We start from the raw sequence: 21,099 nt of genomic DNA on the forward strand, positions 1-21,099 counted from the left end.
TGGCCCTGAGCGCGATGATCGCAGTGGGCCTGAGTCTGCCGGCCGCCCAGGCGGCCGAGTGGTTGCCGACCGTCTTCCCCGGTGCCGAAGCGCTCGGTACCGTCGATGCCGACACCCGCACCACCGAGGTGGTCAAGGGGGGCGATGTCGTCGGTTACGTGTTCGAAACCAATGACATCGCGCCCATCCCGGCCTATTCGGGCAAGCCGGTCAATATGCGCGTGGGGATGAGCCGCGAGGGCGTGATTACCGGCGTCCAGGTGCTGGATCACTCCGAGCCGATCATGCTGGTCGGTATTCCGGAGACGGTGCTTGACGACTTCGTGCTGCAGTACGTCGGCAAATCCATCCATAACCGGGTTCGGGTTGGTCTTTCGAGCCGGGTCCGTGAGGGCTACGAGAACGTCGATGCGGTCTCCGGCGCCACGGTGACAGTGGTCGTCATGGGTGAGGGCATCATGCGCTCGGCGCGCCGGGTCGCGCGAGAGCTTGGGCTGATCGAGGACCTCGGAACCCAGAAGGCGACGATCAAGACGGAGTTCTTCGAGGCTGCAAGCTGGGAGCAACTGCTCGCTGAGGGCGCGATCGGTCAACTCAAGCTCACTCGCGGTGAGGTAGATCAAGCCTTCGCAAACACACCGGCCGCTAATGTCGACCGGGCATCTCCGGGCGATGAAGGCGACCGCTTCATCGATTTGTATTTTGCCTACCTGAACGTTCCGACCATCGGGCGAAATCTTGTCGGCGACTCGCAGTATGAGAGCCTGATGGCCTCGCTAGAGGAAGGTGAGCACGCGTTTCTGTTCCTCGCGGACGGGCGATACTCGTTCAAGGGTACCGGCTTCGTGCGTGGCGGTATTTTCGACCGCATCGTCGTGCATCAAGGTGGCCGGGCCAACCAGTTTCGCGATACTGACCTGGTGCGTCTGTGGTCGCTTGCCGCCGAGGGTGCTCCACGCCTGCCCGAGCGCGACATCTTCATCCTGCGCGCTGACGCCGGCTTCGACCCCGGCCGGGAGTGGGAGGCGGAACTGCTGGTTCGTCGTCAGTATGGTGCGCTGGATACCGAGTTCATCGGTTTTCCATCCGAGACCCGGGTGCCCGAGCGATTCCTGAACATGCCGGAAACCCCGGTTGCCAGCGCGCTCGAGGACGAATACAAGCCGCTGTGGGTGTCGGTGTGGGAAGACCGTGTGACCCACATCATCGTGCTCAGCCTGGGGCTGTTGGTGCTGACCGGCATCCTGTTGTTCCAGGACTGGCTGGTGAAGCGGCCCAAGCTGTTGTTCTGGGTACGCAAGGGTTTTCTCGTCTATACGGTGGTGTTCATCGGCTGGTATGCCCTGGCGCAATTGTCGGTGGTGAATATCCTCGCCTTCACCAACTCGCTGTTCACCGACTTCCGATGGTCGACGTTCCTCATGGATCCGATGATGTTCATCATGTGGAGCTTCGTCGCGGTGTCGATGCTGCTGTGGGGCCGGGGCGTGTATTGCGGCTGGTTGTGCGCCTTCGGTGCGATGCAGGAGCTCATCAGTGCTGCAGCGCGCAAGCTCAAGGTGCCGCAGCTCGAGCTGCCCTTCGTGGTGCATGAGCGGCTTTGGGCGCTCAAGTACATCATCCTGCTCGGGCTCTTCGCGGTGTCCCTGCAATCGCTCGGTCAGGCAGAGGTGTATGCCGAGGTCGAGCCGTTCAAGACTGCGATCTCGCTGAAGTTCCAGCGCGAGTGGGGCTTCGTGTTCTACGCCGTGGCGTTGCTGCTCATCAGTGCCGTCAACCACAAGTTCTTCTGCCGCTACGTCTGCCCGCTGGGTGCGGGTCTGGCGATCCCGTCGCGCATCCGCCTGTTCGACTGGCTGCGTCGGCACAAGGAGTGCGGGCAGCCCTGCAAGGTGTGCGCCAACGAGTGCGAGATCCAGGCCATTCACCCGGACGGCAAGATCAACGCCAATGAGTGCCATTACTGCATGGACTGTCAGGTCACCTACTACAACGACCGCAAGTGTCCGCCGATGGTGGTTGTGCGCAAGCGCAAGGAGCGCCATGCACGCCAGCTCGACAGCGATGCGGAGATGAAGACGATCCCGATCGTGCCGGTTCAACCGGGCAAGTAAGCAAGCACAGTACGCATCTACAACTTTCGTTTCATCACGTCAAAGGAGCTCGAAATGAACGAGACTGACAAGTCCAAGCAGGCTGTATCCGCTGGCGAAAATATTACCAGTCCGGCACGGCGCCGATTCCTGGGCAGCACCGCGGCAGTCGGCGCAGCCGGCCTCGCCGGTGCTGCCGGCATGGGGGCGATGACCCGCAGCACGCCTGCGCATGCCGCGCCAGCGAAGGGGGGGCTCAACTATCACATCGCACCGGGTGAGCTCGACACCTATTACGGGTTCTGGAGTAGCGGCCAGAGTGGCGAGGTACGCATAATGGGTGTGCCCTCCATGCGCGAGCTTGCGCGCATTCCGGTTTTCAACCGCTGCAGTGCCACTGGCTGGGGTCAGACCAACGAAAGCCTCGCAGTGCTGGGCGACAGCGCCAAGTTTCAGAACGGTGACCTGCACCACGTCCACATGAGCTATACGGACGGAAAGTACGACGGTCGCTACCTCTATGTGCATGACAAGCTCAATACCCGGGTTGCCCGCATCCGCCTGGATATCATGCGCTGCGACAAGATGGTCACCGTTCCGAACGCGCATGCGATTCACGGCCTGCGGGTGCAGAAGGCGCCCAAGACCGGTTACGTATTCGCGAACGGCGAGAACATCGTGCCGCTGCCGAACGACGGCCGTCATCTGGATGAGCCCGAGCATTACTGGTCCGTGTTCACCGGCATCGACGGCGAGAGCATGGAGATCAAGTGGCAGGTGTGGGTCGATGGTAACCTCGACAACTGCAACGCGGATTACTCTGGTCGCTTCGCAGCCTCGACCTGCTTCAACGCCGAGCGCGGCGTGACCCTGGCCGACAAGATGCGCTTCGAGCGTGACTGGGTCGTGGTGTTCGACATCCATGCGATCGAGCGTGCTGTGGCCAATGGTGATTTCATCAAGATAGATGGCTGCGAGGTTCCTGTGGTCGATGGGCGGGGCAAGAACCCCTACACCCGTTACATCCCGATCCCCAAGAACCCGCACGGCATCAACGCGACGCCGGACGGCAAGTATCTGATCGCCAACGGCAAGTTGTCGCCGACCTGCTCGGTCATCGACACTCGCATGCTGCCCGACCTGTTCGAGGACAAGGTCGAACTGCGCGACGTCGTCGTTGCTGAGCCTGAACTCGGTCTCGGCCCGCTGCACACCACCTACGACGGTCGCGGCAATGCCTACACCACGCTGTTCATCGACAGCCAGGTGGTCAAGTGGAACGTCGAGGATGCGATCCGTCACTACAAGGGCGAGCAGGTCGACTACATCCGCCAGAAGATCGACGTGCACTACCAGCCGGGCCACCTCAACGCCAGCCTGGCCGAGAGCTCCGAGGCCGACGGCCAGTGGTTGATGGTACTGAGCAAGTTCTCCAAGGACCGCTTCCTGCCGGTCGGCCCGCTGCATCCCGAGTGCGACCAGCTCATCGACATTTCGGGCGACGAAATGCGTCTGGTGCATGACGGTCCGGCCTTTGCCGAGCCGCATGACTGCATCATCGTCCGCGCAGACCAGGTGAAGCCCATGGCCATCTACAAGCGAGACGATCCCTACTTTGCGCAGTGCCGTGCCTGGGCCGAGGAAGACGGTGTGATCCTTGAGCGCCACAACCGCGTGGTGCGCAACGGCAACAAGGTGCGTGTGTATCTCACGGCGATCGCACCGGAGTACGGTATGGACAAGTTCACCGTCAAGCAGGGCGACGAGGTGACCGTGATTGTGACCAACCTCGACCGTATCGAGGATTTGAGCCACGGCTTCGCGATCATCAACTATGGCGTGTCGATGGAGGTCAATCCGCAGCAGACCTCGTCGGTAACCTTCGTGGCCGACAAACCGGGTGTGTACTGGTACTTCTGCACCTGGTTCTGCCATGCACTCCATATGGAGATGGCCGGCCGCATGCTGGTCGAACCGGCCTGATCCGTCCGGCTCAGCCCGCCCCGCCCGGGGCGGGCTCCGCAACATAGCACGGTGGTTCCCATGGTTCTCAAGCTGTTTCTGATGTTCGCGCTGGCCGTGTCGGCCTCGTTGTCGGTCGCCGCCGAGTGGCGCGTGACGCCGGACGGCGAGCCGCTGCAAGCGGTGCTTGACGCGGCACCCGAGGGCGCACGCATCATCGTTTCCCCCGGCCTCTATACCGGTAATTTCCGCGTCACGAGAACCGTCGAGCTGATCGGCGAGCCCGGCGCGATCCTGGACGGAAACGGTACAGGGTATGTGCTGCACGTGGCTGCACCCGGTACCCGGATACAGGGCTTGCACCTGCGCAATGGGGGTGCCGACCTGACCGACATGGATGCCGCATTATTCGTCGATCGGGCCTCGGTCGGCATTGTGATCGAGGATAACAGGATCGAAGCACGCGGCTTCGGCATGTGGCTGGATAGTGTGCGCGAGGCACTGGTCATCCGTAATCGTGTCAGCGGCGACACCAGCATTCGCTCGGTCGACCGGGGCAATGGGATTCACCTCTACGACGTCCGTGAATCGGAGGTCATCGAAAACGAAGTCTGGGATACCCGCGATGGCATCTATATCGACCTGAGCAACCACAACCGCCTGGTCGGAAATTACCTGCATAGCCAGCGCTACGGCATCCACTACATGTTCTCGCAGTACAACGAGGTGCTGAACAACTTCTCGCGCGACAATCGGCTGGGTTTCGCGCTGATGCAATCACGCTATCTTACGGTCATCGGTAACGTGTCCGATGGCGACCAGAACTACGGCATCCTGCTCAACTTCATCGTCGACTCGGTTCTGGCCGAGAACGTGTCGATCAACGCCCAGCGTGGCGGCACGCCCGGCGTGGCGGACGGTCATGGCATCACCGGCGCCGAGGGCAAGGCTTTGTTCGTCTATAACGCGTTGTTCAACGATATTCGCGACAACCTCTTCGCCAACACCGAGATTGGCATCCACCTGACCGCCGGCTCCGAGAACAACACGTTTCACGGCAACGCCTTCATCGGCAATCAGACTCAGGTCAAGTACGTGGCCAACCGTCAGCAGGAGTGGTCGCACGAGGGGCGCGGCAATTACTGGAGCGACTACCTGGGCTGGGATCTGTCCGGTGACGGCATCGGCGACATCCCGTACGAGCCCAACGACTCGGTCGACAAACTGGTCTGGCAGTATCCGCTCGCCAAGGTGCTGATGAACAGCCCGGCGGTGCAGGTGCTGCGCTGGGTGCAACGCGAATTCCCGATCCTGCGGCCGGCCGGTGTGCGTGACAGCTATCCGATGATGAGGCCACCAGAACATTTCCTGGAGATGCTCAAGTGAGTGACACCGTGTTTTCCATGCAGCGCGTGAGCAAGACCTGGGGCCAGGTCCATGCCTTGCGCGATGTCAGTCTCGAGTTGCGCAAGGGCCAGGTGCTTGGACTGCTTGGCCACAACGGCGCCGGCAAGTCGACCACGATGAAACTGATTCTTGGCCTGATCCGGCCAAGCAGCGGCGAGTTGAAGGTCTTCGACCATGACCCGTCCGCGGTCGAATCAAGCCATCTGCGGCTGAAGCTGGGCTATCTGCCCGAGAACGTGAGCTTCTACGATCAGCTCAGTGGCGAGGAGGTGTTGACCTACTTCGCCAGGTTGAAGGGTATCGAGCGCCGTCAGGTAGCATTGCTGCTCGAGCGGGTCGGTCTTGCCCATGCCGTGAAGCGCCGGGTGGGAACCTATTCCAAGGGTATGCGCCAGCGTCTCGGGCTTGCCCAGGCGCTCATCGGTGAGCCGCGTCTGCTGCTGCTCGACGAGCCGACGGTCGGTCTCGACCCGATGGCGACCCGTGATTTCTACGGCATGATCGACGAGCTGCGTGCCAAGGGCGTCAGCGTGGTCCTGTGCTCGCACGTGCTGCCGGGGGTCGAGCGTCACATCGACCGCGCAGCCATCCTCGGCCAGGGCCAGTTGCTCGCCTCCGGCTCCATCGATGAATTGCGCGACATGGCGGGCCTGCCGTTGATGGTGCGCGGACGTATTGATGGTACGCGTGACGCACTCGAGCAGCGGCTCTCGCAAAGTGGCGTGGCCCTGACGCGACTTAACGGCAACGCCTTCGAACTCGCGGCCCCTGCAGGAGGCAAGCTCGATGTGCTGCGTAATCTGCTGCAGTCGCCAGATCTGACCGATATCGAGCTCGACCCGCCCAATCTCGAGACGCTTTACGCGCATTTCGACGGCCAGAGCCGCAAGCAGGAGACCCTACAATGAAGAGCATTCTCATCGTTGCCGGCAAGGAGTTTCGCGATGGCCTGCGCAACCGCTGGGCATTTGCGATTACCGTGGTGTTCGCGCTGCTCGCGGTGGGGTTGGCGTATTTTGGTGCTGCGGCATCCGGCCAGGTCGGCTTCACGGGCGTGGCCACCACGATCGTCAGCCTGTCGAGCCTGGCGGTGTTCCTGCTTCCGCTGATCGCGTTGATGCTCGCCTACGACAGCGTCGTCGGTGAAGCGCAGCAGGGCACGCTGCTTCTGCTACTGACTTATCCGATGAGCCGGCTGCAGTTGCTCGTCGGCAAGTTCCTCGGCCATGCCGCCATTCTCGGTGTGTCCACGCTGATCGGCTTCGGCGTTGCTGGCGCGGTGATCGCTGCGTTCGGTGATATCGGCGAGTTTTCCGAGTTCCTGCTCGCGCTTGGGCTGTTCATCGTCTCGGCGATGCTGCTCGGTTGGGCATTCGTCGCCTTTGCATACCTCATCAGTGTCAGCGTCGCCGAGAAATCGCGTGCGGCAGGCATTGCATTGGTGGTCTGGTTCTTCTTCGTGCTGGTGTTCGACCTCGCCCTGCTCGGGCTGCTCGTCGGGACTTCGGGGACGGTGAGCGAGTCGGTATTCCACTACCTGCTGTTGCTCAACCCGACCGACATCTTCCGCATCGTCAATCTGACCTTCTTCGAAGCGGCCAGGACCCATGCGGGTCTGGCATCGATCGGAGCGGATGCAGCGTTCCACCCGCTGGTGTTGCTCGGCGCCTTGCTCGCCTGGGTGATCGTTCCCTTGGTGGCGGCGATGGTGCTCTTCCGCCGGCGCGAGGCCTGACGGGGAGGATGCGGCTATGCTGACCCGGCGTGAATTCGTACTGGTGATCTGCGGGCTGTCGCTCGCCAGCCTCACCGGTTGCGGCAAGGAGGAAACCGTGGTGGCGCATTGTGAGCCTCAGCCGATCCACGACGGTGACGAGTGCGCGGTGTGCGGCATGTACATCACCGAGTATCCGGGACCGAAGGCGCAGGTCTGTCTGCGCGATGGGCGAGTGCTGAAGTTCTGCTCCACCAACGATTTGTTCGTCTGGGCGCTGCAGCCGGATTCCGTGCCTCAGCTGCTTCGTGCCTACGTGCATGACATGGCGCTGACCGACTGGGAGCGCCCGAGCGACGACGCCTTCATCGAGGCTGACATCGCGGTGTTCGTCACGGATACGCCGCTTCAGGGCGCGATGGGTCCGGCGCTGGTGTCCTTTGGAAGTCGCGAGGCGGCGGAGACCTTCATGCAGGAGCATGGCGGTCGTACTCTGGCCTACTCGGAGGTGGACTGGGAAACCCTCAACGAGCTGGTGAAGCAGGGGTTCGACTGGGATTGAGCGCTTCCATGGCTTTGGCTCGAGCGCCGGGGTTTGCCGTAACACGGACAGGTCGCGACCGGCGGCCGCCGGAACTGTTTGTTTAGGAGTCGGATATGTCGGAAAACGTGAAAGCCCAATTCAGGCAGCCGCTGGTGCACGATGCTCGCAGACTGCTTGCCGAGTACGATTTCAGCCTTGGTGAGATTCCCACCGCGATCAGCCTGCGGCTGTATCAATCGCTTGCCGACGACCGCATCACGGTGGAGCAAAGCCATTTCATCCAGACTCCGATCCAGTCCGAGCCGGCGTTCAACGAGCACGAGCGACATCCGGATCCCGAGACCGCAGTCGAGCGCATCCTCGGCGAATTCATCCGCCATTACGAGGATGCCGAGAAGAAGGGGCACTTGCCGAGTGCAGACTGGTTGCTGCCGAGCCGCGATTTTTGCTGAGCTCGAAAGGGTAGGACGTTTCCTACCCGCGCTATCGGGACATTCCGACAGCCGGCTTCATCCTTGGCCGACTGTCGGCACTGCCCGGTCCCGATACCCTTGATCCTGTGCCGATGGCCTGATCCGCAAAGTTCCCGTTTGCGAAAGGCATCGAGCGAAACTGATCGAGGAGTTTTCCGGATGTGCGGCAAGCCGTTTCCCATTGACAACCGCGATGCATGGCTCGAGTCGGTCAGGGACGGGCGGCGGCGTTTTCTCGGTGGGCTTGCCGGCGGGGTCGTCCTCGGCTTGCCGTTGTCCGGTCTGCTGGCCGGTTGCACCAAACCGGCCTGGCCCGAGGGTATGACCCCGATCAACTGGGAGCGCGACACCTGCGTTCGCTGCAACATGGTGCTCGACGACCATCGGTTTGCTGGACAGATGACCGGGGGCGAGCGCAACACTGTGTTCAAGTTTTGCGAGGTTGGTTGCCTGATCATATGGCTCGACCGCTCGCATGAGCGCTTTCCGTGGATGCTGGATCCGGCCACCCGCATGTGGGTGCCGGACCATGCCGCCAGTAGCGGGCGAAACCAGATCGTGTGGCTCGACCCGCGCACGTCGCGTTATGTGCCGACGCGCTCGCCGATGGGCTACAACTTCGGTGCAGTCGCGGCGACCGATGCGCGTTCGCTGGATTTTGCGCAGGTTAGCGAGCGCGTGCTCGCTGCCGGGCGGTGATCATGCTCAGGCGCCCCTCCAGCCGTTTGTTCACGATCTGGATCATCGCGCTGGTGGCGATGACGGCGAGCTTTGTCGATGCGTGGCGACTCGCGCGGACCAACGACGCCGCCATCGAGCGCACCGCCGAGCTGGTCGAGCAGCTGCGGCTCACCGATCCGGTGCTGTTCACCGAGGCACGTTATACCCGCCACCCGACTCAGGCCGATCTTCACTCGGCCTTTCAGAGTCACCCGCTGGCGCTGGAACACTTCCCGTCCGGCACCCTGATTCCGCCCACCATCAGAGGCGCATATGAACGACTGGATTGAACGCCAACGCCACCTGCTGGACTTCACGCTGACCTCACTTGCCCGGCGCAAGACCAAGAACATCGGCCTGCTGGTGGTGTTTGCTTTGCTTGTGTTCGTTCTTGCTTCGGTGTCGCTCTACACGCAGGCGCTGCGCAGCGAGGCGGTGAGGGTGCTCGAGCAGTCACCCGAGATCGTCGTGCAACGTCTGGTGGCTGGCCGGCATGACCTGATTCCGCCGGACTATCTCGAGGGTATCGGGCGTCTGCGCGGCGTTCGAAGCATCGAAACCCGATTGTGGGGCTATTACTACGACCCGGTGCTTAAGGCCAACTACACCCTGATGGTGCCGCGGACCCGGACCATTGAGCAGGGCGAAATCGTCGTCGGCCCCGCGCTCGAGCACACACGTGGTCTGGGTACCAACACCGGCATCTCGCTGCGTGCCTACTCCGGCGAGTTGCACACCTTTCTCGTCACCGATGTGTTGCCCCACGAGACCGAGCTGATGAGCGCGGATCTCGTGTTGATGAACGAGGGCGACTTCCGTCGTTTCTTCAACTTTCCGGACGGGCATTACACCGACATCGTTCTGTCGGTGGCCAACCCGCGCGAGGTCCGCAACATCGGCCTGAAGCTCATGGAGATGCTGCCGGACGCGCGCCCGATCCTCCGCGAGGAAGTGCTGCGCACCTACAACTCGATCTACGCCTGGCGTGAGGGCTTGTTGCTGGCGCTGCTGTCGGCGTCGATTCTCGCCTTCGGCATACTTGCCTGGGAGAAATCAACCGGTCTGTCGGCGGATGAACGCCGCGAGATCGGAATTCTCAAGGCCATCGGGTGGGAAACCGGAGACGTCATCCGTATGAAGTTCTGGGAGGGTTTCGTCATTGCCTTCTCGGCCTTCCTGTTCGGCTACGTGCTCGCCTACGTGCACGTGTTCTACCTGCGCTTTTTTCTGTTCGAGCCGGTACTCAAGGGGTGGGCAGTGCTGTACCCGCGCTTTGCGCTGACTCCGCAGATCGATGCGATGCAGTTGATCACTCTGTTCATCTTCACCGTCGTGCCCTACGTGGCGGCGGTGCTGGTACCGATCTGGCGCGCGGCCACGACCGACCCCGACACCGTGATGAGGAGCTGAGCCATGCTCGAGCTGATCGCCATCCGCAAAGCCTTCAACCAGGGCAAACCCAACGAGTTCTGGGCGCTCGACGGTATCGACCTCGAGATCCCGCAGAAAGGCGTGACCGTGCTGAGAGGTCCGTCCGGTTCGGGCAAGACGACCTTGCTCACGATTCTTGGCTGTCTCGCCCGCCCCACGGAAGGCAGGGTGCGATTGCACGGCGAGCTGATATCGGGGCTGCCGGAACGCTTCCTGACCGAAATCCGCCGCAAGACCTTTGGTTTCGTGTTCCAGCAGTTCAACCTGATTCGCGGGCTGTCTGCGATCGAGAACATCATCCTGCCGTCCTATCCAACCGGTGAGCGGCGCAGCGTCCTGCTCGAGCGTGGCGAGGCGCTGCTGGAGAAATTGCGTCTTTCTCATCGCCGCGACAACGCGGTGGAGTGGCTTTCCGGCGGAGAGCAGCAGCGCGTGGCCATCTGCCGCGCGTTGATCAACTCACCACAGATCCTGATTGCGGACGAACCGACGGCCAACCTTGATACCCGGCTCGCGAGGGAGTTTCTGACGATACTCAAACTGCTCGCCGACGAGGGGCGCACCGTGGTGATGACCAGTCACGATCCGGTGGTTGCCGACTCCGAGGTGGTCGACCGGGTGATTTCGTTGCGGGACGGTCGAATCGTGCCCGACCTCGCGCAGGTGTTCGCGCAGGCGTTCGGCTAGGGAGCACGCCATGTTCTTCCAGCCGACGATCATCGCCTTGCTGCTGGTGGCCATGCTCAACGCAGCCATGCTCGCGGTGGCGTCGCCCTACGCCTGGCAGCTGATCAGGCAGTGGGACATCGGCAGCGGGAGCGATCGGCAACTGCGGCTGGAGCGGCTGACCTATTTCTTCTCGACCCTGCTGGTATTCGTCTGCCTGCTGCAGATCGCCTCGACGCTGCTGTTTGTGTTCAACGCGGACCACATGCACACCATGTTCGTCGGCGCGATGTGCGCAATCGGCACGCTCAACGTCAACCAGTGGGGTTTCCCCGCGCTGTATCTGCAGCTCGCGCTGTTCTTCATGGCGGCACTGTGGCTTGCGCTGAACGCCCTGGACAACCGCGCGCGCGATTACCCGCTGGTGCGGGTCAAGTACGGCGCGCTTCTGGTGCTCGCGCCAGTGGCCTTCGCCTCGCTCGTGGTGCAGCTGCTGTATTTCGGCAACCTCGAGGCCGACGTGATCACTTCGTGCTGCGGCAGCATGTTCTCCGAGGAGTCCGAGTCGGTCGCCGCGACGCTTGCGGCGATCGAGCCCGGCCCCGCGATGGTGTTGTTCTATTCGGTGCTGCTGCCGACCATTTTTGTGTCGGCCTGGCACTGGCGCAGCACAGGTTTCAGCCGCTTGCGCGCGGGCGCGGTCGGATTGGCTTCGGCGCTGGCCTTCCTGGTATCGATCGCGGCCGTGGTGGCCTTCGTCTCGCTCTACATCTACGAGCACCCCAACCACCACTGCCCGTTCTGCATTCTGCAGCCGGAGTTCGGCTACCAGGGCTATCTAATCTACATCCCGCTTTTCGCCGCGGCAGCGTTCGGCATGGCCTCGGGCCTGCTCGCACCATTCAACCGTTTTTCCAGTCTCGCGACGCTTGCCCCGACGGCGTCACGCAGGCTGGCGGGACAAGCGGCAGTCGGCTACGCGCTGGTCGTGGCCGTTTGCACGCTGATGGTCCTGAAATCGAATCTCATCCTGCTGGATTGACCAGACACGTCTGCCCGGCAGGAGAGGTGCTCACCCTGAAAAAAAGGAGACCTACCATGAAACGCAGAGAACTCTTCAAGTGGTCCGCCGTCGGCGCTGCCGGCCTGCTTGCGGGCAAGGTGTATGCCCAGCCGCGCAGCGGCGAGTGCCCGTTCGATGGCACACCCAACCAGTTCATCCCAAAGACCGCCCCGGACCCGCTGGCGCACATCAACGACATCGAAAAGTATCCCAAGTGCCCGTACTGTGGCATGGACCGTCACGAGTATCACCACTCGCGCATGTTGGTCCATTACAGCGACAACCTGGCCGACGGCGTGTGCTCGCTGCATTGCGCGGCGATCAGTCTGTCGCTGAACGTCGACCGCAACCCGCAGGCGATCTGGGTGGGTGACAACGCGTCGCCCGAGGCGGTTAAGCCGCTGGTCGAGGTCGAGAACGCGACCTTCCTGGTCGGCAGCGCGATCCAGGGCGTGATGACCGCCAACAGCAAGGTCGCTTACAGCGATGAGGCAGTCGCCCTTCAGGCGCAGGCGGAACACGGTGGCGAGTTCAAGGACTTCGACGGCGCGCTGCTGTCGGCCTACGTGGATATGTCCGCCGACGTCGCGCGCATCCGCCAGCGCCGCGCCGAGCGCCGCCGCAGACAGATGGAGGCACAACAGAAATGAAACTGCTTGCAAGCCTGATGGTGGCGGCAGCGCTCGGCCTGGGCAGCGCCCAGGCGGGCGATCTGCCCACCCCCGGTCCGCGTGACCTGTGCCCGGTGTGTGGCATGGTGGTTTCCAAGTACCCCGATTGGGTTGCGACCATCGTGTATGAAGACGGACACGCGCACTTCTTCGATGGTGCGAAGGACATGTTCAAGTTCTGGTTCGACCCCCCCAGGTACGCCCCGGGACACAGCCGCGAGAACATGGCACGGATCGAAGTCACCGACTACTACTACGTCGAGTCCATCGACGCGAAGACCGCGTACTACGTCATCGGTTCGAGTGTCTACGGGCCGATGGGGCATGAGTTCATTCCTCATGCCACGCTGGAGGAGGCCGAGGAGTTCATGGCCGACCATGGTGGCGTGCGCATCCTGCGCTTCGACGAGGTGACCGAGACCTTGCCGGTGATGCTTGATGGTGGTCGGTTTGAGTAGGCTCGCCAATGTTGTTCAGTGATCAGGGAGGCTGATCACTGAACACGGCGCCCTGTTTTACGACCTCGTTCAGAGCGTATTGAACACAAGAGCGCGCGACGGACTCAGCTTGGCCCTTCGAAGCTGGATGAGCATGATGCCGCTGGTCCGTGTCGAGAGGTCGCCAATGGAGGTCAGTTTGCGAGCTTTACGACTGTGCCTTTCAAGGCGACGCCTGCAATTATGTTGCCGACACCGCACATGAATTCGGTTTCGCTGCTGGTTTCGTTGTTCTTGTAGTTGCTACGAATGTTCACGATGGCGTTGCCACCCTCTCGGCGCGCGCGCTCCTGAAGGGCTATGACGGCACTCAGGAAAACCCAGTTGCAGGCCTCCTGGTCCGATTTGTTCAAGGCGTTGGTCTTCTTGTTGGTTCCCCACTCGCCGATGCGGTTGGATACTGTCGGATGATTCTGGTTGCCCCAGAACAGTCTCACGTCGCTGCCGATCTTCCCTTCGGCGGCTGCTGAGGCGAGTGCGTCCTGAACCGACAGCATCTTACGGTCGTCGCGTGCCGATGCATTGAACGAAACGGCAAGCAGCACCGCCAGGACTACGAGGGATTTCTTCTTCATTGTTGATTCTCCGTGTTGGAAGGATTGTTAACAGACTCGGCGGAAGGCGAGACAGGCGTTGGTGCCGCCGAAGCCAAAGCTGTTCGACAGGGCGGCATCGATGTGTTCAGGAAAGCTGTTCTGAATGATTGGCAACGAGTCGAGAGACGGGTCCGGCGTGTCGAGGTTCGCGCATCCGGCGACGAATCCGTCCCGCATCATGAGCAGCGTGTAAATGGCTTCGTGGACACCGGCTGCACCGATTGGATGCCCGGTGAGGCCCTTGGTTGAAGAGAATGCCGGCAGGGTTGGTCCGAACGCGCGCTGCATGGCCTCCACTTCGACCAAGTCACCCGCTCGCGTCGATGTCGCGTGAGTATTCACGTAGTCGATTGGAATGTCCAGTGACTGCGTGGCAAGGCGCATCGCGCGAGCGGCGCCGTCGATCGAGGGGTTGAGCATGTCGTGGCCGTCGGAGGTGGCTCCGTAGCCGGCGAGCTCGGCGTAGATGCGCGCGCCGCGCCTGCGGGCGTGCTCGAGCTCTTCCAGGACGAGCATGCCGGCGCCGCCGGCGATGACGAAGCCGTCCCGTGCGGTATCGTAGGGGCGCGAGGCGCACTCCGGAGTGGCGTTGAATGCGGTCGAGAGCGCCCCCATTGCATCGAACAGGAGCGCCGACGTCCAGTTCAGCTCTTCGGCTCCGCCGGCGAACACGATGTCGTGCTTGCCGAACTGGATTTGCTCCATTGCGTGGCCGATGCAGTGCGCAGATGTCGCACAGGCCGAGGTGATGGAGTAGCTGGTTCCGGTGATCCCGAAGGTCGTCGCAAGATTCGCGGAGACAGTGCTGCCCATCACTTGGGGAACTGCGAACGGGGATATCTTGTGGGCCATTTCGTCGCGGGCAAGCTCCATTGCGCCGTGGTGCTGTGCCAGCGAGCCCGTACCCGATCCCGCAATCAAGCCGGTTCGCGGACTCACGACGTGGGCCGCTTCAAGGCCTGCATCGGCAACCGCCGATGCGAGTGCGGCGTGTGCCTGAAGGGCAGCATCGGTCATGAAACGACGATACCGCCGCGGAATCGCTTCGGACTCGACGGCAACTGGCTGACCACCGACTTGCGAGCGAAGGCCGTGCTCAATGAACTCGGGAATGCGACGGATGCCACAGCGCCCTTCGCGCAGTGCGCTCGAGACTCCGTCGAGCTCTTTGCCCAGACAGCTTACGATCCCCATCCCAGTCACGACAACGCGACGAAGTCCGTGCATCACTTTGTCCTTTCGAAGCGCAGCAGCGAATGGCTGATGCCGAGGCCGTCGATTGCGTCTGCTAGCTTCAAGCCACTGGCTGCAGCGCAACCGATGATGACATCGGACTCGTACATCTTGCTGTTGCCACTTGCGATGGCGCTGAAGTATGGAGAAGTGTTGATGACGCAGTAGCTCGCAATCTCGTGTGCCTGGCGATCCCAGAAGGTGTCGAGCACCCACACGCTGCCGCCGTCGGCGAGGCTTGCCGCGGCGCGGCGGAAGATGTGCCCAATCGCTTCGAGCCCGAAGCAGGTCAGGAACTGGCTCATCCAGATCGCATCCATGTCGCCGGGAAACGGCGCATCGTAATCAAGAATGTCGATTGGATGGAGGTCGGCTCGCTCGAGAAGGCCGGCCTGCTGGAGGTTGAGGCGAGCTTGTTCGAGCTGTCCGGGGAGGTCAAGCAGAGTCAGGCGAACGGTGGCCTCATGTTGAAGGCAATGCAGTGTCCACTTGCCGGTGTTTGCGCCGATGTCCATCACACGCCCCGGGCGGCGCGCAAATACGTGTGGAAGGGCTTGGGCGAAGGCGGAATCCGAATAGTAGTGGTCAAACTTGAACCAACTGGTGCGTGCCGGTTCGGACAGGGTGGCAAGTCCTTCGTAGAGAGTAGGCCAATCACCGAGCGCCTGCAGCCCCAGGGGCTTCTCCTCGCGTAGCGACTCTTCGAGCGCGAACAGGCCTTGGTAGCAGACATCGTGAACGTAATCGATATTGATCTGTGTGAGTTCGTCGTGGAGGACGTTTTCGCCGATCCGCGTGAGAAGGTAGCGGTTGTCCTGACGTCGCACGACGCCCGCCGTCAGGGCCGTTTCGAGGAGGACAGTCGCCGCGTAGGACTTGAGCAGGCCGGTTGCGACGATCTCATCGAGGCTCGCACCGACCTTGCCAGCCTTGTCGAGGTGCGCCAGAAGACCTGACTTCCAGGCGATGCGCACGCACTGGAAGACGACGGGGCCGAAGGCGATCTTCTGAGCCTCGAAGCGTGCTGGCAGGCCACGGAGCTTTGCGGTCGAAAACTCGATCGTGCCGCCGGCGCAGGAGCGGGATTGAGTCGGCACGGTGGTTGTCGAGTCCTTTGCAGCACAGATCGAGTTGGTGCATGTTTCGGCGCCGCCTGGAATCTCCATCGAGTGGAGCGTGTTGTCATCAAGATGCATTGCGCGGATCCGGAAAGAGTTCTTCGACGAGTTCACGAATCTTTGTGTCGGCGCTGATGAATTTGCCAAAACTCCCACTTCCCCTGCGCGCGTCGTAAGTCGCCTCGCCGGCTGGCTTTCCATTTCGGTAGACGCGAATTTCCGCGAAAGCCATGTAGGTGGCCAGATCCCAGCTCCAATGGGCGTTGTAGGTCGATGTCAGCGCACAAGCGTCATGTGCAGCCGTCGGCGAGATGACACGGACAACGTAGCCCTTCGCTTCGAGCGCACTCCGGTACGAACTGAGAAAGCCGTCTCGGACCTTATCGTTGTCGCGTACGCAGATTTCCTCCCCGTTTAGTGTCGCGACCGGTGACACTTTCTGGTGAATGGCGCAGCCGCTGAGGGCTGCCATGGAGAGCAATGTGACCGTCAGGAGGGATCTGGAAGTTGTAATCATGGGTTCTCTAGCTTCTGTTGTTTCAGGCGATGGAAATCGTGAGATCAAATGCGTTTGAATATGAGGGAGGTATTGATCCCGCCGAAGGCGAAATTGTTGGTCATGATGCATTCGGCTGCGATGGAGCGCCCTTGACCGGTGATGTAGTCGAGGCTCGCACATGCCGGATCGACGGATTCGAGATTTGCGGTAGGAGCAAACCAGCCGCTTCGCAGCATCCCGATACTGAGCCAGGCTTCGATCGCGCCGCACGCGCCGAGCGTGTGGCCGAAGTGGCCTTTGAGTGACGAGAACGGGACACCTTCGCCGAGGATTTCAGCCGTGGCGTGACTCTCGGCAACGTCGCCGCGGTCGGTTGCGGTTCCATGTGCGTTCACGTAGGCGATCTCCTGTGGCGGCAGACTGGCGTCATCCAGCGCGAGGCGCATTGCAGTTGCCATCGTGGCCGATTCCGGCTGGGTGATGTGCTTGCCGTCGGAATTGCAGCCGAAACCGACGATCTCTGCGTAGATCGTCGCGCCGCGGGCGCGGGCGTGCTCGAGTTCCTCGAGGACGAGGGCGGCGGCGCCTTCGCCGACGACCAGGCCGTCGCGGGCGACATCGAAGGGACGCGGGGTGAGACCAGGCGTATCGTTTCGCGTGCTGGTCGCGAACAGCGTGTCGAATACCGCCGCGCTCAACGCGGTGAGTTCCTCCGATCCCCCCGCGATCATCATGTCCTGACGGCCAAAACGGATGGCTTCGTATGCGTAGCCGATAGCCTGGCTGCCGGAGGTGCACGCGCTACTGGTGGGGATGATCCGACCGGTCAGTCCGAAGTGAAGTCCGATATTGACGGCCCCGGTGTGACTCATCATCTGGATATATGACGAAGAGGTTACGCCGAGCATGCTGCCTGTTTCCAGCATCTGTCCGAATGCGCGGACCGGCTCCACGCTGCCTGCCGACGAGCCGTAGGCGATGCCCATGCTCCCGTCCCGGATCTCCGGTGTATCGATCAACCCTGCATTGCTGAGCGCGAGCTCGGTGGCACGTACCGACATCAGGGCAACCCGTCCCATCGAACGCACGGCGCGGCGAGGGTAGTGTTCGGGTACCGTGAAGCGGTCGACGGGGGCGCCCAGACGGGTGTGGAGATCGGTAAAACGGTCCCATTCGGGCATCGTACGCACGCCGCTTCGCTGCGCGCGAAGCCTCGGCGCGATTTCCGCCCATGTTTCACCCAGTGCGGTGATGCCGGCCATTCCGGTGACGACAACGCGGCGCATCAGACAATGCCTCCATTGACGCCGATGACTTGCCGCGTGACGTACGTGGCACCCGGCGACATCAGGAAGGCCACTACGGCGGCGACCTCTTCGGGTTTGCCGAGACGGTTCATAGGCACTACCTTGAGCGCTTCTGCGAGCGGAACCGTTTTCTCGAGTTCCGCGATCATTTCGGTGTCGATCAGGCCTGGGGCTACACAGTTCACCGTGATGCCACGGCTCGCCAGTTCGGCCGCGAGCGCCTTGGCGGCGCCGATGAGGCCCGCTTTCGCGGCGCTATAGTTGACCTGCCCCCGGTTGCCGATGACACCCGAAACAGATGTCATCACGACGATGCGGCCCCCCTTGCGCAGTCGCACCAGCGGCATCACCAGCGGATGGGTGATGTTGAAGAATCCGTTGAGACCGGTATTCAGAACCTCGTCCCAGTCGTCCGCGCTCAGCGCCGGGAAAGCGTTGTCGCGTGCGACGCCGGCATTGACGACGATTCCCCAGTAGGCGCCGGCAGTTGCCACTGCCTCTTCGAGTACGCGCCGTGCACCGTCGCGATCGGTGACGTCGAAGACGAGCAGGTCCGCCTGTCCACCGGTGGCTATGATCTCCCGCATGAGCGCCTCGCCCTCGGCTACGCTGCGGCGGCAATGGACGGTTACCGAGAAGCCGTCGCGCGCGAGCTGACGCGCAATTTCACGGCCGATGCCCCGGCTGGAGCCGGTTACAAGTACACGTCTGCGTTCCATCACTTCTGTTGTTCCATGAATGTTGCAAAGTCCGAAGGTTCGAAGACCTTGAGCGTGGCATCGGCAAGCCTGTGGCCGCCGCGTTCGATCGTGCAAACGAAAGCGGCGAGACCGTTGTCTTCGCGGAAAACCTGTTGTGCGCACACCTGTAATGCTTCGCCTGGTGCGAAAGCGGGGACGTGCGCGACATAGCTACGCGTTCCGAGCAGCAGTCCCGGCCGGGGCTTTTCATTGCGCGCATGGGCAGACAGGCCGACGTGGGCTGCAATTGCCTGAGCCATCAGCTCGATCCCGATCCATGCGGGCATCGCACCGTGCTCGTCGGCATACCAGGCCTGCGGATCGACCTTCGCGGCGGCTCGCAGAATGTCTTCTCCGTCATCGGTCACGCAGTCGAGCATCAGCATGTTGTCACGGTGGATAAGGAGGTCGTCAATGGGCGGATACATTCAGAGCTCCCCGAGGATCAGACTGACATTGCTGCCACCGAAAGCGAACCCGTTGCTCATCGACACTCGCCGCGAGCCGTCGCCGAAGCGGTCGCCGGGTCGCACGAGGTTTAGCAGCGGTAGTGCCGGATCGGCGACACCGTCCCACACATGTGGTGGCAGCCTTCCTTCCTCGTCAGTCAGTGTGAGATAGCAGAACGCCGCTTCGGTGGCGCCTGCGGCGCCAAGCGTATGCCCGGTGAGCGGCTTGGTCGAACTTGCCGGTGGCGCATGCGGGAACACGCGTTGCATGGCCAGACTCTCCATCTCGTCGTTCTTGGGTGTGGCCGTGCCATGAAGGTTGATGTAGCCGATGGCTTCCGGCCGGACGCCCGCGTCGGCAAGCGCGGCGCGCATCGCGGTCTCCGCGCCACGACCTTCCGGATGAGGCGCCGAGACGTGATAGGCGTCGCTCGATTCACCGCAACCCAGCACGGCGTGCGATGTGGGGCTGCGGGTCAGCAAGAACAGAGCGGCGGCCTCCCCGATGTTGATTCCGCGCCGGTTGGCACTCATCGGATTGCTGTGCCCGGGGCTGACCGATTCAAGTGATGTGAAGCCGCTGACGGTCAGACGGCACAGCGTATCGACACCGCCGGCGATAACCGCATCACAGGTACCCGAAGCGAGCAGCATGCGAGCAGAAACGAGGGCCTTGGCGCTCGACGTGCAGGCAGTCGATACCGTGTATGCGGGCCCGAGCAGGCCGAGATGACGTGCCAGGAAGACGGCCGGTGTCCCGATCTCCTGACACACATAGTCGAAGTCCGCTGGCAGTGCGCCGGTGTCGCGGAGCGCTTCGAACGCGAGCTCGCCCTCGGCGATGCCGGAGGTGCTGGTGCCGAGTACGATGCCGACACGGCGATGTCCGAACTCGGCGATGGTAGCGGCGACCTCGCGGCCGATCTGCTCAAGCGCCGCGAGCAGGAGGCGGTTGTTGCGGCATTCGTAGCGGCTCAGCCGGGCCGGCAGTTCGGGCAGCGGTGTCCGCACGCGGCCGACGAGTGCATCACCGCCGGTCGCAAGCCAGCCGCCTTCGCGCGTCATGCCGCGCGTATCGCCGGACAGCATGCGCGCGCGTACCTCGCTGCATGAGTTGCCGAGGGCGTTGACGAGGCCGAGGGCGGCAATGTAAGCGGGCGGAGCGATCTGTCGATCAGTACGCTTCATCAATAGTCTCGATCATGACGTTCAGGCCAGCCGCTGAAATGGAGATATCCAGCGTCGTGTAGGCGGGTGGTTCGCCGCTTCGTGCAATGGCTGCGATGGCCCTGTCTTCATGCAGCAGGCGCCGTTCGTGCCCGATCTCTTCGAGCCGGAAGCCGGAAGGGAGCGCTGCCTCGACGCGATCGCGCGGCCATACAGCAAGCTGAACGAGTGCGAGCAGTACGCGAAAGTCCAGGCGGTTGTCCGCGATGCTGTTTGCCGTCGCGTGCTTGTTGTCGAAAACGACATCAAAGACACGCTGCCCCATCGGAGTCAGCCCGGCCAGGCGCATACCTGTCGCGTCCACTTCCAACTGGGCGATCATGCGTTCGTCAAGGTCGCCGCGACGGATTCGGATATCCTGCAGCGCATTGAACGGCGGAACAGAATTGGTATCTTGAAGACAGTACATAGGGCCACCGGGAATGATCGGGCAACGCGCATTCTGCGCACAGCCGGCGAGCACGGTGCAGGCCAACGCCGCAATGGACAAGAGGCTAGAAGTGCGAACGAACAAGGCGGACCTCGGGCGGTGAAACGAATCGCATGCGACGGTCGCTTGCGAAGTTGACGGGGCCATTCGGGCGATCTCCTGCATGCGTTCCGCGCCGGTTGGCGACAATGGCGACGCGTCGCTCGGGGTTGCACGCGGGGGCCGAACGGTGAGCAGGACTCCTGACGCTGCTCAAAGC

23 protein-coding genes are annotated in these 21,099 nt (G+C 62.3%); 14 read left to right on the top strand and 9 right to left on the bottom strand.

Annotated elements, in window-relative coordinates:
- From nosR to GPA21_RS12290, 14 genes are all read left to right on the top strand, one after another.
- On the top strand, nucleotides 1-2,114 hold a 2,114-nt coding region (gene nosR / locus GPA21_RS12225; RefSeq protein ID WP_168988431.1), incomplete at its 5' end, for a transcriptional regulator NosR.
- Nucleotides 2,115-2,168: 54 nt separating this feature from the next.
- Nucleotides 2,169-4,076 (top strand): TAT-dependent nitrous-oxide reductase, encoded by a 1,908-nt coding sequence (nosZ, locus tag GPA21_RS12230; RefSeq protein WP_168988432.1) that lies wholly within the window; start codon nucleotides 2,169-2,171, stop codon nucleotides 4,074-4,076.
- Between the two features lie 60 nt (nucleotides 4,077-4,136).
- Complete coding sequence (locus GPA21_RS12235) at nucleotides 4,137-5,441, top strand: nitrous oxide reductase family maturation protein NosD (protein WP_211163563.1); 1,305 nt, start codon at nucleotides 4,137-4,139, stop codon at nucleotides 5,439-5,441.
- Entirely contained in the window at nucleotides 5,438-6,370 is a 933-nt protein-coding gene (locus GPA21_RS12240) for an ABC transporter ATP-binding protein (protein WP_211163564.1), read from the top strand. The genes GPA21_RS12235 and GPA21_RS12240 overlap by 4 nt, the downstream gene beginning before the upstream one ends.
- The gene (locus tag GPA21_RS12245; protein ID WP_168988433.1) at nucleotides 6,367-7,197 is read left to right on the top strand and encodes an ABC transporter permease; all 831 of its coding nucleotides are present in this window, start codon (nucleotides 6,367-6,369) and stop codon (nucleotides 7,195-7,197) included. Before GPA21_RS12240 ends, GPA21_RS12245 begins: the two co-directional genes overlap by 4 nt.
- Before the next feature lie 16 nt (nucleotides 7,198-7,213).
- A complete protein-coding gene (locus GPA21_RS12250) occupies nucleotides 7,214-7,738 on the top strand; it encodes a nitrous oxide reductase accessory protein NosL (protein ID WP_168988434.1) in 525 nt (174 codons plus the stop codon).
- Between the two features lie 95 nt (nucleotides 7,739-7,833).
- Entirely contained in the window at nucleotides 7,834-8,172 is a 339-nt protein-coding gene (locus GPA21_RS12255; RefSeq protein WP_168988435.1) for a hypothetical protein, read from the top strand.
- A 180-nt stretch (nucleotides 8,173-8,352) separates the two neighbouring features.
- On the top strand, nucleotides 8,353-8,892 hold the full coding sequence (locus GPA21_RS12260; RefSeq protein WP_168988436.1) for a hypothetical protein: 540 nt from the start codon (nucleotides 8,353-8,355) through the stop codon (nucleotides 8,890-8,892).
- 2 nt (nucleotides 8,893-8,894) lie between these two features.
- Entirely contained in the window at nucleotides 8,895-9,203 is a 309-nt protein-coding gene (locus tag GPA21_RS12265; protein ID WP_246261931.1) for a hypothetical protein, read from the top strand.
- Nucleotides 9,187-10,323: an ABC transporter permease gene (locus tag GPA21_RS12270; RefSeq protein ID WP_168988437.1), complete on the top strand. Its 1,137-nt coding sequence runs from the start codon at nucleotides 9,187-9,189 to the stop codon at nucleotides 10,321-10,323. Before GPA21_RS12265 ends, GPA21_RS12270 begins: the two co-directional genes overlap by 17 nt.
- A gap of 3 nt (nucleotides 10,324-10,326) precedes the next feature.
- Entirely contained in the window at nucleotides 10,327-11,031 is a 705-nt protein-coding gene (locus GPA21_RS12275; RefSeq protein ID WP_168988438.1) for an ABC transporter ATP-binding protein, read from the top strand.
- Nucleotides 11,032-11,041: 10 nt separating this feature from the next.
- Nucleotides 11,042-12,052, top strand: coding sequence for a hypothetical protein (locus GPA21_RS12280; protein WP_168988439.1), 1,011 nt, complete (start codon nucleotides 11,042-11,044; stop codon nucleotides 12,050-12,052).
- 56 nt (nucleotides 12,053-12,108) lie between these two features.
- Nucleotides 12,109-12,723, top strand: a complete 615-nt coding sequence (locus GPA21_RS12285; protein WP_168988440.1) for a nitrous oxide reductase accessory protein NosL — start codon at nucleotides 12,109-12,111, stop codon at nucleotides 12,721-12,723.
- Entirely contained in the window at nucleotides 12,720-13,202 is a 483-nt protein-coding gene (locus GPA21_RS12290) for a nitrous oxide reductase accessory protein NosL (RefSeq protein ID WP_168988441.1), read from the top strand. Before GPA21_RS12285 ends, GPA21_RS12290 begins: the two co-directional genes overlap by 4 nt.
- Nucleotides 13,203-13,375: 173 nt before the next feature.
- Here the strand turns inward: GPA21_RS12290 and GPA21_RS12295 are convergent, their stop codons facing one another.
- The 9 genes from GPA21_RS12295 to GPA21_RS12335 are packed head-to-tail and all read right to left on the bottom strand — an operon-like array spanning nucleotide 13,376 to nucleotide 21,005.
- Nucleotides 13,376-13,816 carry an excinuclease gene (locus GPA21_RS12295; protein WP_168988442.1) on the bottom strand — a complete coding sequence of 147 codons (441 nt, stop codon included), beginning with the start codon at nucleotides 13,814-13,816 and terminating at the stop codon, nucleotides 13,376-13,378.
- Between the two features lie 27 nt (nucleotides 13,817-13,843).
- A complete protein-coding gene (locus GPA21_RS12300; RefSeq protein ID WP_168988443.1) occupies nucleotides 13,844-15,064 on the bottom strand; it encodes a beta-ketoacyl synthase N-terminal-like domain-containing protein in 1,221 nt (406 codons plus the stop codon).
- Nucleotides 15,064-16,266, bottom strand: coding sequence for an SAM-dependent methyltransferase (locus tag GPA21_RS12305; protein WP_168988444.1), 1,203 nt, complete (start codon nucleotides 16,264-16,266; stop codon nucleotides 15,064-15,066). Before GPA21_RS12305 ends, GPA21_RS12300 begins: the two co-directional genes overlap by 1 nt.
- Nucleotides 16,256-16,705 carry an Sbal_3080 family lipoprotein gene (locus tag GPA21_RS12310; RefSeq protein ID WP_168988445.1) on the bottom strand — a complete coding sequence of 150 codons (450 nt, stop codon included), beginning with the start codon at nucleotides 16,703-16,705 and terminating at the stop codon, nucleotides 16,256-16,258. The genes GPA21_RS12305 and GPA21_RS12310 overlap by 11 nt, the downstream gene beginning before the upstream one ends.
- A 44-nt stretch (nucleotides 16,706-16,749) precedes the next feature.
- Complete coding sequence (locus GPA21_RS12315) at nucleotides 16,750-17,973, bottom strand: beta-ketoacyl-ACP synthase (RefSeq protein WP_168988446.1); 1,224 nt, start codon at nucleotides 17,971-17,973, stop codon at nucleotides 16,750-16,752.
- Nucleotides 17,973-18,713: a 3-ketoacyl-ACP reductase FabG2 gene (locus tag GPA21_RS12320; RefSeq protein ID WP_168988447.1), complete on the bottom strand. Its 741-nt coding sequence runs from the start codon at nucleotides 18,711-18,713 to the stop codon at nucleotides 17,973-17,975. Before GPA21_RS12320 ends, GPA21_RS12315 begins: the two co-directional genes overlap by 1 nt.
- Nucleotides 18,713-19,162: a hotdog family protein gene (locus GPA21_RS12325; protein WP_168988448.1), complete on the bottom strand. Its 450-nt coding sequence runs from the start codon at nucleotides 19,160-19,162 to the stop codon at nucleotides 18,713-18,715. The genes GPA21_RS12320 and GPA21_RS12325 overlap by 1 nt, the downstream gene beginning before the upstream one ends.
- The gene (locus GPA21_RS12330) at nucleotides 19,163-20,371 is read right to left on the bottom strand and encodes a beta-ketoacyl-[acyl-carrier-protein] synthase family protein (protein WP_168988449.1); all 1,209 of its coding nucleotides are present in this window, start codon (nucleotides 20,369-20,371) and stop codon (nucleotides 19,163-19,165) included. It abuts the gene before it with no gap.
- A complete protein-coding gene (locus tag GPA21_RS12335; RefSeq protein ID WP_168988450.1) occupies nucleotides 20,358-21,005 on the bottom strand; it encodes a DUF3261 domain-containing protein in 648 nt (215 codons plus the stop codon). Before GPA21_RS12335 ends, GPA21_RS12330 begins: the two co-directional genes overlap by 14 nt.
- Nucleotides 21,006-21,099 lie beyond the last annotated feature (94 nt).

The sequence above is a fragment of the Azoarcus taiwanensis genome (genome assembly GCF_012910885.1).
Taxonomy (GTDB): domain Bacteria; phylum Pseudomonadota; class Gammaproteobacteria; order Burkholderiales; family Rhodocyclaceae; genus Azoarcus_F; species Azoarcus_F taiwanensis.